The 18263-nt window shown below is 52.9% G+C and carries 15 protein-coding genes; 10 read left to right on the top strand and 5 right to left on the bottom strand.

What is annotated here, in order from left to right; genetic code table 11:
* Nucleotides 1-23 precede the first annotated feature (23 nt).
* Nucleotides 24-854 carry a hypothetical protein gene (locus LAO76_23280; GenBank protein ID MBZ5493853.1) on the bottom strand — a complete coding sequence of 277 codons (831 nt, stop codon included), beginning with the start codon at nucleotides 852-854 and terminating at the stop codon, nucleotides 24-26.
* A 732-nt stretch (nucleotides 855-1586) separates the two neighbouring features.
* Here LAO76_23280 and LAO76_23275 point away from each other — a divergent pair.
* The 10 genes from LAO76_23275 to LAO76_23230 all read left to right on the top strand — a co-directional run bounded on the left by LAO76_23275 (nucleotide 1587) and on the right by LAO76_23230 (nucleotide 12977).
* Complete coding sequence (locus LAO76_23275; protein ID MBZ5493852.1) at nucleotides 1587-2471, top strand: hypothetical protein; 885 nt, start codon at nucleotides 1587-1589, stop codon at nucleotides 2469-2471.
* A 77-nt stretch (nucleotides 2472-2548) separates the two neighbouring features.
* The gene (locus tag LAO76_23270; GenBank protein ID MBZ5493851.1) at nucleotides 2549-3079 is read left to right on the top strand and encodes a hypothetical protein; all 531 of its coding nucleotides are present in this window, start codon (nucleotides 2549-2551) and stop codon (nucleotides 3077-3079) included.
* A gap of 677 nt (nucleotides 3080-3756) precedes the next feature.
* Nucleotides 3757-4134 carry a hypothetical protein gene (locus LAO76_23265; GenBank protein MBZ5493850.1) on the top strand — a complete coding sequence of 126 codons (378 nt, stop codon included), beginning with the start codon at nucleotides 3757-3759 and terminating at the stop codon, nucleotides 4132-4134.
* 57 nt (nucleotides 4135-4191) lie between these two features.
* On the top strand, nucleotides 4192-5433 hold the full coding sequence (locus LAO76_23260) for a cupin domain-containing protein (protein MBZ5493849.1): 1242 nt from the start codon (nucleotides 4192-4194) through the stop codon (nucleotides 5431-5433).
* Nucleotides 5434-5838: 405 nt separating this feature from the next.
* Nucleotides 5839-6300 carry a sigma-70 family RNA polymerase sigma factor gene (locus LAO76_23255; protein ID MBZ5493848.1) on the top strand — a complete coding sequence of 154 codons (462 nt, stop codon included), beginning with the start codon at nucleotides 5839-5841 and terminating at the stop codon, nucleotides 6298-6300.
* A gap of 255 nt (nucleotides 6301-6555) precedes the next feature.
* Nucleotides 6556-7581 (top strand): hypothetical protein, encoded by a 1026-nt coding sequence (locus LAO76_23250; GenBank protein ID MBZ5493847.1) that lies wholly within the window; start codon nucleotides 6556-6558, stop codon nucleotides 7579-7581.
* On the top strand, nucleotides 7464-9935 hold the full coding sequence (locus LAO76_23245) for a CHAT domain-containing protein (protein MBZ5493846.1): 2472 nt from the start codon (nucleotides 7464-7466) through the stop codon (nucleotides 9933-9935). Before LAO76_23250 ends, LAO76_23245 begins: the two co-directional genes overlap by 118 nt.
* A 68-nt stretch (nucleotides 9936-10003) precedes the next feature.
* On the top strand, nucleotides 10004-10945 hold the full coding sequence (locus tag LAO76_23240; GenBank protein ID MBZ5493845.1) for a hypothetical protein: 942 nt from the start codon (nucleotides 10004-10006) through the stop codon (nucleotides 10943-10945).
* A gap of 141 nt (nucleotides 10946-11086) precedes the next feature.
* Nucleotides 11087-11974 carry a hypothetical protein gene (locus tag LAO76_23235; protein ID MBZ5493844.1) on the top strand — a complete coding sequence of 296 codons (888 nt, stop codon included), beginning with the start codon at nucleotides 11087-11089 and terminating at the stop codon, nucleotides 11972-11974.
* Between the two features lie 325 nt (nucleotides 11975-12299).
* Nucleotides 12300-12977, top strand: coding sequence for a sigma-70 family RNA polymerase sigma factor (locus tag LAO76_23230; protein MBZ5493843.1), 678 nt, complete (start codon nucleotides 12300-12302; stop codon nucleotides 12975-12977).
* Nucleotides 12978-13032: 55 nt separating this feature from the next.
* Here LAO76_23230 and LAO76_23225 read toward each other — a convergent pair whose 3' ends face one another.
* From LAO76_23225 to LAO76_23210, 4 genes are all read right to left on the bottom strand, one after another.
* Nucleotides 13033-15342 carry a CHAT domain-containing protein gene (locus LAO76_23225; GenBank protein ID MBZ5493842.1) on the bottom strand — a complete coding sequence of 770 codons (2310 nt, stop codon included), beginning with the start codon at nucleotides 15340-15342 and terminating at the stop codon, nucleotides 13033-13035.
* A 140-nt stretch (nucleotides 15343-15482) separates the two neighbouring features.
* Nucleotides 15483-16271, bottom strand: a complete 789-nt coding sequence (locus LAO76_23220) for a hypothetical protein (protein ID MBZ5493841.1) — start codon at nucleotides 16269-16271, stop codon at nucleotides 15483-15485.
* 286 nt (nucleotides 16272-16557) lie between these two features.
* Nucleotides 16558-17229 (bottom strand): zf-HC2 domain-containing protein, encoded by a 672-nt coding sequence (locus LAO76_23215; GenBank protein ID MBZ5493840.1) that lies wholly within the window; start codon nucleotides 17227-17229, stop codon nucleotides 16558-16560.
* 36 nt (nucleotides 17230-17265) lie between these two features.
* Nucleotides 17266-17820, bottom strand: a complete 555-nt coding sequence (locus tag LAO76_23210; protein MBZ5493839.1) for a sigma-70 family RNA polymerase sigma factor — start codon at nucleotides 17818-17820, stop codon at nucleotides 17266-17268.
* Between the last annotated feature and the right edge of the window lie 443 nt (nucleotides 17821-18263).

Here is an 18263-nt window from a genome sequence, read left to right as displayed (position 1 = left end):
GTGTTCCTTCGTGTCCTTTGTGGTTAAGCTTTTCCGATCTGCGGCAAAAGTTTCCCCACAAACTTGCTCAGCTCCAGCACTTCCAGCGGACACTCCGGCCAATTATGTTTCCAGCACACAATCATGTCGCAGCCTTTCACGTCATGTCCGTGCTTCACAAAGTTAAGGCTCTCAAATTCAAACTCGATTCTTAGCCGCTGCCATTTGTCGCGCATCACCTGGCGTAGCGCTTCGCAGTCAGGAAACCCCGCTTGCAGCAACGTCACTATGTAGCCCAGCTCGCGCACTAGCACGCCAAACAGAAACACCACGCCCAGCTCGTTCGTCGGCGCATGCGCCAGCGGACACATATTCATCGGCGTCCCATACACCGGCCTGTTCGTGAACACGTCCCATCGCGCGGCCTCGTGGCCCGGCCACAGACTTTCCGTGGCCGGCCAGCTTAGTTCCTTTTCTGCCCGCGCCATGGCCATCACGTCCGGCCACTCTTTTACCAGGCCTCGCTCCTGCGCGTACCCCAGCATCATGTGTGGCACCCGCTTCCAGCTTCCACAGCGGGCGATAATTGCTTTTGCGCTGTGCGCGCCTTTTTCCTCATATTCCGTTGACGTGGGCAGCCTCTGCATCTGCCGCGCCACCGTCGCCCAGTCTCCAAACAGTGAATCCATTCCAATGCGCTGTTTCTTGTTTGCCAGCATTCCGCATGCAATCAGCGCGTTCGTGTAGGTCGTAAAATGGTTCCGGACGCCTCTGCGCCCCACCGGTGTCATCGTCTTCAATTCCGTCAGGGTGGGCACGCGTCCCAGCTTGTTCGCCAATCCCTGGATCTCCGTCATAATCTCTTCTTTGCTCATCGCCTCATCTCCGTAGAAACATGTTTGTGGACCGCAGCCTGGGTCCCCGTGCAAGCCCGATTTTGGCTTGCATGGGCAGAGCCGCCCTCGGCTGCGTTTTAAGATTTTTGTGGCACAGGCACTCCCTGCCTGTGATCAACCTTGTAAAAGCTTTGTGTGGCACGGGCACTCTTGCCCGTGAGCCCGGGTTTTGGCTTCAAAAGCCAAGTACCAGGTACCGGTTCTTGGTTTTTAGCCAAAAGCCAATAGCCAAAAGCTTTACCAGCAGCTAGTAGCCAGTAGCTAGAAGCTCCAACACACACACTTATCCTGTTTGCTTTATTTGCAGATTGCTGAATGCAGACTGCTTATTTGGCTCGACGCTCTCTGTGACCCTAACGGTGGGCCGGCGATGATCGCGTGGTTGCAGGCCTTTTTGGGCTTCCCGCCTCCAACTGGGATACCCTCAATCGCTAACAGGCTTGTTTCTTGCCGCCTGTACACGACGGTTCGCCGCTGCCGCTCCCGGCGAGAACCTGAAACGCATGTTAAACAAAAAGCGAACAGAAGTCAATAAGTAGATGACCAATCCGAAAGATTTTTAAAGTTATCGGACCTTGTAAGTGCCAACCGAAAGTTAGACCTCGATGACAAAGCAGAGTGACTCCCCCGAGGTCGTGTTGTTTTCGCGAAAAAGCGAAGTTGCGGCGAATAGTCGAATCGAGCTACAATCCTTTTCTAAGGGTTGAAGTAGTGAAACCGAAAATTGAAGGGCATTGCTGGCTTTGCGGTGAGTATCGTGTGCTCACGTTGGAACATACCCCACCTCGCTCCGCCTTTAACGACCACGATATTTTGCTCCAATCAGTAGATAAACTCACAGATCAGGTCGGTCACGTAATTTGGCAAGGTGAGGTTGTACGTGGCTGGACGGTTCGGAGCTTGTGTGGAGAATGCAACAACTGGACAGGGGCGAAGTACGGAACACATTATGCTGAATTGATAAAGGATGTTGCCGAAAAGGTGGACAAAGTAGCAGACGGCGACACTATACGTGTAATCGTCAACCGCCCTCTCAGCATTCTCAAGCAAGTTGTAATGAATTACGTTTCGGCCAACGGCCAGCACTTTGTCAAAACTCATCCATGGTTGCGGAAATTCCTTCGCAACTCCCGAAATCAAGACTTCCCGCCAGATTGGTACGTGTATGCGTTTGCCGTCAAAGGCACAAGCGGACGCAAGACTGGTATTGGTGGTTTTTGCGATCTTATTCGGAAGAGAATTTGTGTGGTGGCTGAATTCACCTTCTGGCCATTGGGTACGGTTTTGGCGTTTCAGCCCATGGACGACTATCGGCTCGCGCCAATTCATCAATACGCCAAATACGATTACACGGAATCCAGAGCAAAGTTGATTCTTGACCTTCCCGTAAATCCAGCGGCAAGTGCCTACCCCATCGATTTTCGTAGCAAGGAACAAATCGTTAAAGAGCGAATTCCTTCGGAGAATGGTTACCAAGCCACGCAGGAACAGGGAAAAGAGATGTATGACAAGATTTTCAAATACGCAGCTAAAGAGGACCAGGACGATTTCATTGCATCAGGGCACCCAAGTACCTTCAAGAATTTAAGAAACTAAAGATATATTCCATTCGGTCTTTCCGGTCCAACTAAATCGCAATCATGCTTATACGACTTGGCCAATTCACAGTTGAGATGTGCAAGACTTGGGGTGCGCTCCTAACAAGCGGGTTCATCATTGCCATTTTCTCCTCATGGCAGATCACGGGACACGCGATCCCGGCTAGGTTGGGTTGGGGCATCATCATAGCGGGAATCATCGTTGCGGCATTTCAGGTGTGGAACCGGCAGGTCGATCTTGCCGATACAACGAAGCGCAAGCGTCAATGTATCTTCATATTGAAAGCCATCACGCGGCTGCCCGAAGGCCACCTGCTTCCACTAGTGCAGTATCCACGCTATGACCTGCACACTATCGAAAGTCGCGTTCGAATCGCCCAATATGAAGAAGCACTCAAAATGCATGACGGCAGCGACATGGCTTTGCTACCAACCCCGGAAGAAGAGCAGGAGTTCGCCGCCGAGTTGCGGGCCGTGGAAGAGTTGTATGACTTACCTGCCGTGCGTGATCCGCAAAGGCACCAGAAAATTGAAAACATCCTGCACAAGATGACCGATGACCACAAATTACATTTTGAGCCGCCGAATATGTGGCGCATTGTGTGATCCGCCTGAACCATTACATCGAAGGGCTTGTCTCAACTAGCGTCCAATCCGCCTTGCGAAAAGCCATTAAGGGCTAAAACCACAGGCCATAAAACGCCCACACAACGCCATGCTGTTCCGAGGAGCCTAACGTGATCGCTGCTGAAATCTGCGCTATCGATTCTGTGAGGCCCGAGGAATCGGCTCCGCTGCTCTCAAGGCGAGCACAACTGAACGGATACATGACGACTTACTGCGTTTACCCGCTTTTGCTTGAGGGTGGGAATCCACACCGTTCGCCGCACCACATCTGATTCCCTTGATCATCTAGCATCCACTGCGACAACAAGTGTCAGGGCACGGCTTCAGCCGTGCCGTAAAAGCGGCTAAGAATCTTTTCCTTGCGCCGCAGGCTCTCGCGCAGCTGCTCCCAGGAAGCCCGGGGTTGGCTTCCTGGGACTCAAAGCAGCGAAGCGAGCGCGTCAATAAATAACCGCCACAAACATGCCTGCGCCCGAGTATTTCTTCAATGGTTCCTCATACTGTGCAATTTTGCACACAAGCACAATCGCCAGGCACACGATAAGCGTTTCCTGTACTTGACCGCCCGATTCAGGCGTATAGTTGTGCGATAGCAAAAGAAAAATATCAGGCTCAAGCAGAAGCAAGAGAACAGTCAAAAAGGAAAGGAACAATTCATGGCTGATGAAAACACAAAGTCGCCCAATCAACAGGGCGCTCGCACACTCAAGGACGACGAAATAATCACCGAACGGAAACTTTCCCGGCGGTCATTTGTGACCGTGGCAGGCACGCTTCTGGCCGGTGGCGCTGCGGTCCTCATGGCTGGCTCGGCGGCCACTGCGCAGGACAAAAAGGACGAGGCTACCGATCCGGACAAGAAGAAGGATGACACCTCCAAATCGGCAACCGACAAGAAGGAAAGCAAAGAAGCCGCTACCGATCCGGATAAGACGAAAAAGGACAAAAAGCACAAGGATAAAAACAAGGACAAGGACAAGAACAAAGATAAGAACAAGGACGAGGCTACGGATCCAGATAAGCCCAAATCGTAGGTCGCAACAACCGGCCTGGGCCTGTCGGCGGGGTGCACGTTCGTTGCGCGGCTCCTGATGATTTATTCAACGGTTGAAGAAAACTCGCAATCTGGAGAAGCGTTCGTGTGCCCGTCGCGTCCCAATTCCTCTTTTGAATGGCTTATTAGTCCGCTGAGCAAGGAAGATTTTTTTGCGGACTACTGGGAAAAGAAGCCGCTCGTGGTCAAGCGCGGCCAGCCGGATTACTTCAGCTCACTTCTGTCCTTGGATGAAGTTGATCGTGTCATCACCACGCTTGACCGCCGCTATCCGGACGTCACTCTCAAGAATGCGAAGGCAAAAGTCAGCGCCGATCAATACACGGTGCACGGCGACTCTCTTGACGTTGCCCGGGTCTACCAGCTCTTTGCGCAAGGCTCCACCATCACCCTGGCGTTCCTGGATACCGTGGTGCCCTCTCTGGCTGATCTTTGCCGCAATCTTGAAAGAGAAATCAGCTGCCCCTTCCAGACCAACGTCTATCTGACCCCGCCTGGGGCCCAGGGCGCCAAGCCGCATTACGATTCGCACGATGTATTTGTGCTGCAGGTCGTTAATTCCAAGCAATGGACAATCTATGGAACTCCCGTTGAGCTGCCGCTCTCGGGACAGGGCTTTGACGCTTCTGTTCATCAAATAGGCGCGCCTACTCTTGAGTTCACATTGGAAGCCGGCGACGTCGCCTACATCCCTCGCGGCGTCGCCCACGATGCTCATTCCGGCGACAATCTTTCACTGCACGTCACCGCCGGCGCGCTGTGTTACACCTGGGCTGACCTGCTTCTGGAGTTGGTTGCAGACAAAAGCCTCAACCATCCCGCGTTTCGCAAAGCGCTTCCTCCGGGCTTTGCCGGGCAGGACTTCGATCGGAAAGCCGCGCGAGACACTTTGCGGAATCTCCTGCAACAACTTTCTGCAAGCCCTGAACTCGATCCGATCCTCGACCGCTTTGTCGATGAATTTGTTTCCGCATGTCCGCCGCTGCTCAGAGGGCAGATGGCCCAGTCGGCGGACCTCGATTCCCTGACCATCACGAGCGTGGTTGGCGCGCGGCCCGGCGCTATTTTTCATCTGCGAACGAACGGCGCGTCGGCTTCGGTCGCCTGCTATGGCCGTACGATTACTTTTCCATCGCACACTGCTGAAGCGGTCCGCTTTGCGCTGGCCCGGCCCCAATTCATTGTTTCCGAACTTCCCTGCGATCTGGACGATGAAGGCAAGCTAACGCTGGTTCGGCGGCTTATCCGGGAGGGTTTGGTGCTCGCCCTTTCGCCTTAAATCAGGATTATCGTCAGGTCAGTGAAATTCACGTGGTGTCATTGGCGCCATAGGCGTTAAGATCTTTCTGATTCTTGAACGGGCATCGAAAGCATGCTCCTAAGCTGTTGAAATCAAACGCCTAAATCGTAGCCAGCAGTCGCCCCGCAGCCTGTAGATTGGCGTAAAATTCACAAACTCCCCTCGAACGTCTGGCTCCGTACCGAGTAGAATCTCGATTCACGACAAAACCGCCGGATGGCACAAGAAGAAATCTCAATTCGGGACCTGCTTCATCTTTGCCTGAGCTCAGACGGGCAAGATGGACAAGTGCACTGGCATGAACTTGTACGCAGGACCCAGCCCCTGATCGCCAGCGTGATTATCAATACCGTGCGCCGCTGGAAAACGCCGTTCCCAAGCCTGGTGGATGATCTGATCCAGGACACGTACCTGAAACTTTTTGCCAACGACAAAAAGGCGTTGCGTGCCATAAAAAATGAATTCGAAAATACGATCTTCGGATATTTGAAGGTAATAGCTTCAAATGTTGTGCGTGACCACTTCCGCCAGCCTGTAAATAAAGCCGATGAAATTGAGATCAGCGATTCCGTTTTGCCGCCCGGACCGCGCGATCGCGAGTGCCTTGAGTTTTTGCATAAGAAAGAGGAGATCAAGGGAATTTTAGAAACGCTGTCGTCCTCTGACACCTACGATAGGGATCTGTCCATTTTCTGGTTCTTTTACGAGCAGGGTTATACGGCAAAAGAAATTTCTTTGCTGCCAGCTGTCGGGCTCACGGTAAAAGGTGTGGAAGCCGTTCTGTTTCGCCTGGGCCGCCAGGTTCGCGAAAAACTGGGGATCAAAGAACCCAAAACGGGCGATTGACCATGAGTATTTTCATCGGCTTAGAAGCGGCAAAAGGTTTCAAGCGGCCTCTTACGTCTTTAGGGATAGAAGAGGCAGTATAAGGGATCAGATGAACGAGATCGCAAAACGAAACATGCCGGGTTCCACGCCGCCGTTGGTCGGCTCTGGGCGTGTGGTGTCCGCGCAAAGCCACCCTGCTCTTGCTGCCATGGCGGCAGGCATACGCCAACAGCTTATCCTGCCGGAAATTACTTGCTTCAGGAAGGTTGCTCTATGAACGCCTCCCGGCCTGATTGTCCGGATAACGACGTGCTCCAGGAACTGGCTGCCGGAATACTGGCGCCGGCAATGGCCGAGCAGACAATGCTGCACGTTGCCGAATGCAAGTTTTGCGGGCCCACGCTGCGGCAATACCTGAGGGAGTTTTCTGAAGAACAATCGCCGGAAAATGTTGCCATCCTCAAAGACTTGCAGAGTTCCAAACCTGCGTGGCAAAAGAAGTTGGTGCGGGAGTCGATTGGTGGTGGCCGCCGCTTTCCCTGGCTGAAGCTTGTGCCGGCCATGGTGGCGATGGCGGCGGTCATCTTCGCGTTCATTCAAGGGCCCGCGCTGTTGGCCGCATTCCAGTTGCACCAGGCGCAAAAGCAGGTAGCGGCGGCTTTTGTGGAGCGGCGTACAACCGCAATGCGTTTGCCCTCCGTCAGTTACTCGCCCTATAGCCCATTTCCGGTGGTGCTGGGCGCGCAGGATGGACTTAGCGTGGATGAAGTACCACCATCGCTTCACGATGCCAGCGGCGCCGCCAATAAAAATCTTCGCGCTGCAAAAGCAGATCCGCACTGGCTGCAAATCCAGGGGCGCGCATTGCTATGGGAAGCCACTCCGAGCAGTCTTGAGAAAGCCGAAAAAGATTTTGAACGGGCGCGGTCGGACGGATTGGCTACTCCCAGCCTCGAGATCGATCTGGCCGCCAGCTACTTTGAGCGCGACAGCCGCGCCGAACATCCTAACCTGCAGCGCACGCTCAACCTGCTGAGTGAGGTCCTGAGCAAGCCAAACCTGAGCAAAGATGATCACGCCAGCGCGCTGTTTAATCTCGCCATCGCGTATGAGAAGACTCAGGCCTGGGACCTGGCCGTGGAGACGTGGGAAAAATATCTCCAGGTTGATAGCACCAGCGGATGGACGAACGAAGCGCGGCAGCGGCTTGCAGCAGCAAAAGAAAAAAGCTCCAACATGCATCGCCAGAGTTATTCAGACCCGGTTTTTTTTTGCAACAAAAAACCCAGGGAACTCTGAGACCTGAGGATCCGGAACAATACCAGCAAAAAGCCTTGAGTCAGTGGCTTCCGATCGCCGTAGCGGACAACAACAGCGATGCGTATCGTGCGCTCGAGGGGCTTGCGGAAGTGTTTGCGGAACACCAGGATTTCTGGTGGAGAGATTTTCTGGCGGCTGTTCAATCAAAGGACCTCAGGGCCGTCCAAAAGTTAAGCGGTGCCATCCAAGATAACGAAGAGGGCCGCTATGACAAGGCTCTACCTCGGTTGCACGAGGCTGGCGCTGCATTTGCCCAGAGCAAAAATCGTCCAGCAGCACTCCTGACTGGGTTCGCAGAAGTATACGCAATAAGGAATAAGCTTCAGGGGGCAACCTGCCTTGCCCGCGCAGGTCCATTGTTGCAAATCTTATCTGGCACTTCCTATCGCTGGCTGCATGCACAGTTGTTATTGGAAGACGCTCAATGTCGAAATTTTCAGATTGAATTAGTAGATTCCGATCGCGAGGCAAAACAGAGCTTAGATATTGCAGCTAATTCCGGCCTTCCAGTCCAAAAGATGCGCGTCCTCGGCATTTCTGCCGGAATGAAACACCAACAGGGAAAATGTGATGAATCCTGGAGTTTGGGAGTGGCTGGCCTGGAGTTGTATTGGCAGGGGGCATTCCCATTTGAACGCCTTGATCAGTTTTATGCCGTGATGTGGCAATGCGCTAGAGAAACCGGATCGTTAAATCTGGCAGAAGCGCTTCTGCGTCACACTATTGCCAACCGCGAAGACCCCCGCACTTACATGCCAAGGAACAGGGTTCGTGAGGGAATGCTGCATTTGCGCTTGGCGAATATATTGCTTGCCCTGAGAGAAATGGACCTAGCAGCGGCAGAGAACAAAACAGCATCGACACTGCTCAAAGAGTCTGACGAGGAATACAAGAAAGTTTACGTGCTCAGAACCAAGATCGAACCGGCGGAAATGCAATTGCTTCATGGCGACCCTGAGCTGGCTTTGGCCACTCTTCGGCCCGTAGAACCACTTGTCACGTCCATTCAGGATAAATTTATTGTTGTCAGCTACTATCGAGTTCTTGGAAATATTAATTGGGAATTACGCCGTCTCGGGGAAGCTACCGCGGCATACCAAGCTGCGGTGGACCTAGCAGAATTATCTTTGTCGAAACTTAAGGACGGGCCTGAGCGGCTTGCCTGGGTGCGAGCCGCAGATGATAGCTATCGCGGTCTTGTACGAGTTCTTTTGGAACAGAAACAACCTGAACATGCATTGGAACAATGGGAGTGGTATCAGGACCGACCAATGCTCCAGGGTTTTCAATCACAGGGTCTCGATGGCAAGGAAGCCGATAAGTCCGCAAAAAAACGCGCCTCAGAACCGTCATCGATGCACCGGGGAAATCGTTTGATTGTCGCCAGTTTTAAGGATGGCGTGCAAGTCTGGAGGAACACAGGCGCTGGCGTGGTCGGCAGTTGGATCGAATGGGACCAAAAAGACTTTGAGAGAAGCATTCGCGAGTTTGCCGATCGTTGCGCGGACCCGAATTCGGCGTTGAGCGCAGTGCAGGAGCAAGGTGTCAGTTTATATAGAAGGCTGCTACAGTCGGCCGTCGCTGATTTGCGGGAGTCTGAGCCAGTAGTGGTTGAATTGGACCGCCTTGCCTATAACCTACCCATGGAAGCTTTGCAGAGTCCAAGTGGCTGGTATTTTGGCGAGAAATTTTCCCTAATTTACTCGGCGGGCAGTCACGCTGAAAGCAATCTTACCCGGCGGAGCAAAGCAATTAATCGACGAACGGCCATTTTTGTTTTGGATGCGTCCCGCGCTCCCAATTCGGGATATTTACCCGGGCTTGATGCTCAACGAAAAACAATTGCCGAACTTTTTCCTCGATCTACCATAGTCGATTCCACCACCAGAACCTGGGCCCAATTGAAAGGAAAGCTCAGTGAAAATGTCGTTTTCCACTATATGGGACATGGGCGTGCGGATGGAAGCGGAACAGCCCTAGCATTCAGCCAAGGGCGGTCTTTGTCGGCAAGAGATTTTAGTCCCGGTCTTTTTGCAAGCACCCAACTGGTAGTCTTGGCGGCTTGCTCCACGGCGAAAGCACGAGACAATGGAATTTGGGATTCCGATAGTTTGGTGCATGCTTTTCTTGAGGCCGGTGTACCGCAAATCATTGCCAGCCATTGGAATGTGGATGCCTCAACGACCTCCAGAACTATGGTCAGTTTCTATCAACACGTCAGCGCCGGAGACACAGTTGACCAGGCAATGTTCAAAGCCAAGAAAGAAATTCTGGCTGTTTTGCCGCACCCTTATTATTGGGCTGGATTCAGTGTGACGGGAAGAGTAAATTAGGGCGCTCTAGTCAATGTTCCCTTTGGTGGTCAATTTCGAGCATGGAGTTCGTCAGGAGAAGAGACAAAATGAATAGACGCGACATTCTTAAAGGACTCGCGGCGTTACCTATCGCAGGCGTAGCGGGATGCAAACCAGAAGAAAAGCCCGAAACAAAGCCGCCTGCTCCGTCTGAGATGAAGATCCGAACGGTACAAATACTTCTTGAAGGCGCCTTTGCAGTTGTACTGCAAAAAGGCCACCCTAATCGCGTTGTGGCCTTTATTCCGAGGGCTGAATCAGGGCAAGACGATCTCGCCCACGATTTCTTCTTTAATAATCCGGAAAAGCCCAGGCCACCAGCAACAAAAGACGCAGCAGGGTATCAATTTGAATTATCGACCAATGGGCTGAGGAACTACGCCGATACGTATATCAACCCTGGGTTTCAGGACTTTCTGGCTAGCACCGAAAAATGGAAGCTGCCGCCGCGGGTGGCAACAATCATCCTGCCTTTTCCAAACAGCATCAACTTCGGTGGGCGGCCGCTGGATGTGACCTTTAATTCAAAAAAAACGGGCATGATGCCTACAAATCACATACTCGAATACTATGTGGACGAACCTGAGAAAGTGAAAATGTCTTGCACCGAACTAGGGGAGCATTGCGAAGCCTCACCCCACTGTCCTCCCGGAGTCCTTAGATTTTTCTTTGGTGCTGCCCCGCGTGTGCGAAATAGCGATGAAAAACGACGCGCCCATGCAATTAAGTTTTTCAATTTTATCTTGAGTTCCTCCTTTCCCGACCTAGTGGAGAGATACTCTCTGGCGAGAATTGGCCACGCCGAAGATGAATCGCAGACGCCTGCACGGACTCAACCTACATCCTTATTGGAAAACTTCGACCGGGCAGTGATCCCTGCAGTAATCGAAGGCACGCCACCGAGGAGGCGGGTTTTACGTGTATCCGAGACAGTCGATTGCCAGACAGGAGGAATCATTGTGCGCACGGGCGCAGGTCCAAACGGATGACGTGATTAGATCAAAGAAAACCTTTCGAGTTGGACGGCTTGGACAGCGAAGATAATTATCGATGACGGAGCGCTTTTTCTTGTTGCAATAACTATCGAAGCCTACAATCCTCACTTTCGGAGCTTAAGAGAGGAAATACCTATGAACCGACGTGAGCTTTTGAAAGCTTTAGCTTCGTTGCCAGTAGTTACAACAGTGGGCTGCTCGACTTTTAGCAGCAAGCCCACAGTGGCCCCTGTGGCTTTTACAACCATGAATCTGGTCTTTGAAGGCCCGTTCATCTTCTTCATGGATAATCCTCAGGTACGGGTGTTCGCGCCCAAAGTGGACGGACACCGCTACCTGATCAACAATGCGAATGCGCCTGAGTCAACATACATGCTAGGCGGTGTGGCCGGTGTTGACGATGTGCAGCAGACGCACTATGAATTGCCCAGCGGGGCGGATGCGTTTCGCCTCTCGGCCAGCCAGCTTCACCTGGCGCTGAATAATGAGAAAGCGCCATTCTTCACTTTTGTCCTTCCCGCTCCGGACCGGGTGGTGGCACTGAGCACACGGCAGGCCGAGATTATTGACGCTTTTGGCAATCGCCGTTCCGCCGTGATGCCGACAAGCTATGCATTCGTTTATCACGTGACCGATCCATCAGCCTTGGCGCTGATTCCAGATACAGGCTGGAACCCTCAGGCCGGAGCAGTTTCACGCTTTGCCAATCTCGCGGTGGCTGCGGGCCTCCCGTTGGATGCCCAGGATCCCACGGGACAGCATGCCCACTCTGCCTTTGCTGAATTGAAAAGCTATTTCCCGGCGCTTTCCATGGAGGTTTTGAGTACCGGCCCCGAGGTCCAGAGCGGGACGGTAGAGGGACTATCAAAGGCGATCCGCAGGGGAAGCATGCTGTGGCGTGACGGCGCACAAGCCACGTTCAAGTCGGCTGCACTAACCTCACAGCTTGGAAGACCGCGGCTGATGAATGTGGCGTCACTCGTTGATTGCCAAATCGGCGGCGTGATCGTGATCCATCCCTAAGGATTTCCCAAGAAAGCTGCCTATGAAGCGGGCTGATGGCAATCGGCGCATCGGCCCGCTTTTAGCGAATCGAACCCCAAAACCTGCCCTTTTTGCCAATGGCGCCCCCCGCCGACTGTTTTTCCCCGATCGGGAAAAAACTTTAAAAACAAAAGTTAAAACCTGACAGGGAAATCCCGAGCACCAGCGTCTTATGAAACAAGCAACGGTTTAGCACTCAATCAATTGATGTGCCCGACAGGCATGGGAGGAGAAACCCGGAACCTGCGGAGAATGCCGTTTGCGCAGCGCTAATCGAGCGAAGAGCGCGCTGTAAGGAGACGGGATGGCCACCGCACAATGCATGGATTTTCATCAGTTCAATGAAACATACCTGCACGAACTCAGGGCGCAGGATGTAACCACCGAAGCCCACTTTGTGGCATATTTCAGCAAAATCCTCCATAACAAGCTGCGCCGCCGGTTGATGTGTCCGGAGCACATCAAGGACGTGCAGCAGGAAACCCTGTTGCGGGCCTGGGCGGCGGTGCGTGCCGAAGGCGGCATTCGCCAACCGGAACGGTTCGGCGCTTTTGTGAGTTCGGTCTGCAACAACATACTCCGCGAATCGTACCGCTCGCGCGCCCGGATAAAGCCTCTGGATGACCTGCAGCGCGATCCCACGGACCAATCCCTGACGCCGGACGGCATGCTTCTGGCGGAAGAAACCAAGCTGCAGGTACAGCGGGTGCTGGCAAAACTTCCAGCCAAAGACCAGAAGATACTGCGGGCGGTTTTCTTTGAACAACGAGACAAAAATGAAGTGTGCATGGAACTGGGCGTAAGCCGGGAGTATTTGCGTGTGCTGCTTCACAGGGCAAAGCAGCAATTTGTGGCGGAGTACAATCAGTTGGACCGGGCTCCCAGAAGCAAAGTCACGTTGATCAGGATGCAGCCCAAGACCATCCGGCACGCGCACAGAGCGCGTTCAACGGATTCGAATACTCTGCGCCATTGCTGCTGAATAATTTTGGATGAGCAACCTGCAAGTTGGCCGGCGCCTGACAACGCCGGCTTTTTTATGACCGCGTGTAAAGCTGGAGTGATGCCCAATAATAAGGAGCAGCATGAAAACCGCCAGCCTTAAGGATGTTTAGCTTGGCGTGGTGAAGAGCGTCTGTCGCGCTTTTGCCGTGTGTGAGCTGATCGTAGAAATCGTCCATCAGCGCGGGCGTTACGGCGTCATCCTGGTCCCATACGGCCGCAACGACCTGATGCGCTCCGGCCCGCATGAATGCCCACTCCAGGCCAAGCAGTCCTTCCAGCGACTGCAATTGGGTTCCTACTCCTTCGCAGGCGGAAATGGTGACAAGCTCCGCGTTGAGCCGCACTTTGCCCTCGATAATGTCCCGGCCCAGAAGCTTGAAATTGCCATCTTTGCCGGAAGACAGAATGATCGCCGACTGCAGAGGGTCGATCGCATTGGGAGTGCCGTGCGTAGACAAATGAATAAATTTATACAAGCCGGGCGAGTTTCTTAAATACGAATCAGGCGTGGCATCTTTCCCAGAAAAGCTGGTTATCTTGCTGGACGAAAAATGCTTTCGCACACTAGCCATCTCCTCTGGAGCATGGGGTAGTTCGGGGAAATGCGAATCAGCTTGAGCTGGAGCGCCTATTAACAGAAGGCCTTTTGCGGGAGCACGCTTTGGATGAGACGCAATGAGCAGATCAATCGATCTCGCATTCTCCAACTCCACATCCTCAATCCAGTAGTGGTCCGTCCCCCGGGAAGAAACGACCGTTTCAAAGTTAATGCTGTAGCTTTTACTGTCTGCAACCACGATTACATGCGAGCCTTTGGGAATAAGATCGCTCGCCGGTTGGACCATAAACTGATACAGCTTTTTCGCCGCTGAGCTGTCCGCAAGAGGCAAGTGCTGCTGAATCTCCTGCTGGTAGGAATCGATGAGGTTGTCTAAATCCGGCCCCTTTATGCCTAACGGAAAAAGGCGCAACTGGGTAGCCGTAACGGTCCATAAATAACACTCGTCCCGGGTTTCGAAATAGGAGAGCAGCACTGATCTGTCACGACCGAGATAATGCTGGATCTTTGAGAGCCAAACCTTGGCGTCCTCTGCAACCGGAGTTTTAGAAGTTGGCTTTTCCTCATCCAGCAACAAAGTGCGGGCACGGCCTGCTTGCGCGACTTGCAGCGCTTTGGCGTATTGTTTCTGGCTGATGAGGAAGGTTACATATCCGTCATAAATTGGAGTGTTGTCGCGCAGGGCAGTTCGGAGTTCGGGGTGCTTCAGGCTTTTAATGCCAGCATCCATGGTGGCGATGCTGCGCTGGAACCACTTTTCCGCTTCAGAGCTGTTACCCTGCGCTGCATATGCGCCGGCCAGCCGGGATTGGCTCAACCAAATTTGCTTGAAATGAAAGAGATGTTGCTGCGCGTCCGCGGCTTCCTGCTGTTGGAGTACCTCGCGGTATCCGAGAATGGCTTTGGCATAATTGCCATGGGCGGCCTCAATAGCTGCTTCAGCCAATTGCCAATTCGGTAGATGGTCTAGTCCAAGTTTGGATACTTGGAGATGGTATTTTTCCGCCTCGTCAAGTTGATGCTGACCCAGCTTGACCATCGTCATGCCGTACAAACATTCGGCGATGGCGTCGTTATCCTTCAGTTTTGTCGCGATGGCAAGAGCATGGTTGTATGACTGTTCCGCCAAGCCGGATTGCCCTTCGATGGCCCTAGCGACGCCTATAATCAAGAGAAATCTTAGCTGGCTGGAATCTTTCAATTCAGAAGCTATTTTCTTTCCTGCTTCAGCGAATTCCAGGGCATTTTTGAAATCTGACAAGTCTACATACAGCTGGCCCAAATTCCCCAATACCAGTTTCTCTAGAGGAGGGGCATGCAACGTGTGAAGAATTGCCAGGCCTTCCTTATTTAGGTCAATCGCTTCATCGTAACGGAGATCGCCACTTGCCCATGCCGCGAGGGTAGCCAGTGCGTAAGCCTTGAGAAAAGGATCTGGATTTGAGCCTTGCGCGGTAACCAGCCTCAAATAGTTCTCGGCATCCTTTATTTTGTGCTGGAAAGCTGCACACCTCCCACGAGCATAGTTCAAGGCCCCAGGCTCTGCCTGCAATGCCGCGGCTTGGGCAAAGTGATCTTCCATCTCTGGGTATCTGCCCAACTGGCAAAAAGACATAGCCTGAGCAACTTTGCGACGCCAGAATATTTCTGCGGGGATATTTGAAGGAGGTTCGGGTTCCAGAGGTTCCAGTGCAGCGGTGAATAGCTTCTTGCGGTTTCGAGCTTCCGCGGTGAGAACGCGAAATTTCCAATTCAGGTCCGGATATCCTGCAGATTCTTTCAAGCCCGCTTCCGCAAGCGGAAGGGGCTGATCAGTATAGCCCTGCTGAAATAAAAGGCGGGCCTGAGCGTATCGCTTTTCCAGAGAGGCCCGCTTATTTTCGCAGCCGATCATGCTAATAAGCATTAGCGCGATAATCGTAATTAGCCTGGAGGCGTGGGATAGGTGCCCCCGCCAGTACCGCCACCTGTTGTAGTTCCACCATCTGATGTGCCGTGTCCTGACGAGCACATCTGAACCCGGAACATGCGCAGCGTTCGCGAATGACGATGCACTACCATTTCCGCCAGACGAATGACCCCGAATTTTGGAATACAGATGATGGAGCCAAAACCCAGGATTTCGGACGAAGGCTTCCACTCGAGATTGTTTGCCGGGGAGAACCAATAGCTTCCCCGGTCCGTCGGCCGTTTGGGGCTCTTCCATTCTTTGACCACTTCAGACATGCCGATCAGGGCATGATACTTGTCTTCCAAATCTGTCAACTCATCGTTCTTAAGTTGCATTAGCTTGCTTCCGACCAGCCAATCGTCGGTTTTACCGGCTTTGTGCGCCTTAGCCAACTTTGGATATGTGTCGTGGTCGTGGAAAACGTGAGTGGCCAATTCTAACTCGACTGGATGGCCGGCAATGCGGAGATTTTCAAAATAGCTGCCGGTGATGTCATAGGTGGCTTCGCTGCCACCGGTTGGCTCATGATAAACGGCCATGCGGGCGACAACGCGATCCGCGGTGAGCATGTCCGCAACGTTCAATCCCTCAACGACGGACCAGGCGTGAGTGGTGTGCATGCCGTGGCAGTCATCAAAACTGCCGCCGACTTCAGAGTAAGCATTTTTGAAGGAAATAAGGCCATCAACGTTGTAGGCTGAGGCGCGACTGGATCCATGACCACCGTGGCCGGCAAGAACGACTGAGGCTTGCGGGGCCATGCTATGTTTTTTGGGTCTTTCGAATTCGGCTGAAACAGAGTAAGCCGAGGCATGGTACATATGTTGCGAGTGGTGGCGCGTACACTTCATTTTTTTCTCCATGTACTACAGCGGATAAACAACTGGGCTGGGCACACTTATAGACACCATAAAGCGAGGGGGTGTCTTTGGGCCCGAATACGCCGATTGTACTACGGCCGATTATTGGCGAAGAGTTGTGCCGCCGGAAGAGAGATAGCGTAGGGAAAACATACTGCGTCAAACCGTGTCAAAAGCCCGGAACCAGTTAGTCAGTGAACTGCAATTCAAAAGCGCCGCGACCTACTTCCTCTTGCGTGCCATCACTCCTGCGCCCGAAAACCACCATTGAATACTGCGCCGGTTTCAACGCGTCGGCCGGCAGAGCTATGGTAGCTGTAGTTCCAACCTGAGTTTCCGGCAGCGCGACCGTATGCAGCGCTTTTCCGGAACTCGAGAGAATCTGGGCCCGATATGAGATAAATTCGCCTTTCCGCGCATACTCAACATTCAGGCTCAGGGAAGAGTTTTTCGAAGCTTGTATCAGGTGGGTTTCGCCGGAACCATGAGCCACCCCCGTTAATACAGAACGTATTTCAGGGCGAGGTTCCTTCAGATGGGCGATCATCGAATTCTGGTGGATTGCAACGCCAGACGCAAATAACAGAAGCCCAAACGCCGTAATGGTTACGGGCTGACGCACACTCGTCATAAGACGGGACATGAAGCCGGGGAGAGTCGGCTGCGGAGCTTCCGTTCCAATGTGCCGCAAATGGGTCACAAACTCCGTCCCTGCCTTTACCTGCTCAAAGCAGGCGTCACAAGAAAACAAGTGTTGCTCATACGCATCTCGTTCAGCCGTATTTAGTTCGCCTAACAGGTAGCGCTCCGCCATGAGATCTTTCATTGCGTCATCGTGGTTTATCATTCGTGCGTTCATCGTCTTTTCCCCTGGATTTGCGCAGCTATCGGCCTGCTAGTTAAATTTTTTCTTGTAAAGTTCCCCAAACTTTTGAATGGCCCGGTGAAACAGGACACGAAGGTAGTCGCGATCCACACCAAAATCGCCACAAACTTCTTCATTATCGCGGTCCTCAAAGAAACGCGCCTGCAGCAAGTGCTGGTCCCTTTCAGGAAGCTCAGCCAGAATGGCGCGCACCAGGGTGCTGTTCTCACTTCGCTGCATCAATTCTTCCAGGCTAAGTTGCTGATCAATAACATCAGTCCCATCCAGGGAATCGTGCTGGTTGCGGATGTCAACCCGGCGGCTTTCTGAAAGAACATTCTTGCAAACCGCATGCACATAAGCGCCGAACCCCTGCGCATTATTTACGCTGCCGGACTGGACGGCAACCCATACGCGGCAAAACGTTTCCTGGCGCACATCTTCAATCGTGTGCGAGTCAATGCCGCGCGCACGCAAAGTGATTCTTAGCCGTTCACTAAAGTAGGCGACAAAATGAGCTTCGGTGGCAGGATCATGGGCCCCGAGGCGGCGCAGGTATTCTTCATCGAAAGAGTAGAAGTCCACTGGAGATCTTTCAATCCAGTATACTTCAGCCTTTGCTGCTGATTTCCGTTTTGTGGCGCCTACGGACACACCTGAAGCGGAGTAGGTCAACAAAGTGCCCGCCCCTTTCTTCTTGCTGGTCCGTGATTGCAAAGACGCGCTTTTCACTTCAGAAACTCTCCCGATACGAGCTCCGGCAAAAGTATCCTCCCGCTGAAGACCCCGACACCGCTGACTCTCGACCGTCCAGGGTTAGTGCGGGGAGGCCACCGCCTCCGGCTTGGAGTTCTTGTTTTCCCGACGTCACGCTCGCTCCAGTAATGCGGGAACTGCGGCTCGCCCACCTTATGGCTAACCGCCTTACAAATACCTAGTGATAAACGGGGCTTAAGCGTTTCATCGATCACCCAGGAAAAGCTGGTATGGAGGTTAAGCCTTTTGTTTTCAGCATCTATTCTGCTGCT

It is taken from the genome of Terriglobia bacterium (assembly GCA_020072645.1).
GTDB lineage: Bacteria > Acidobacteriota > Terriglobia > Terriglobales > Acidobacteriaceae > Angelobacter.
The sequence above is the reverse complement of the archived record's forward strand: the minus strand, read 5'-3'. Positions and strand labels throughout refer to the sequence as shown.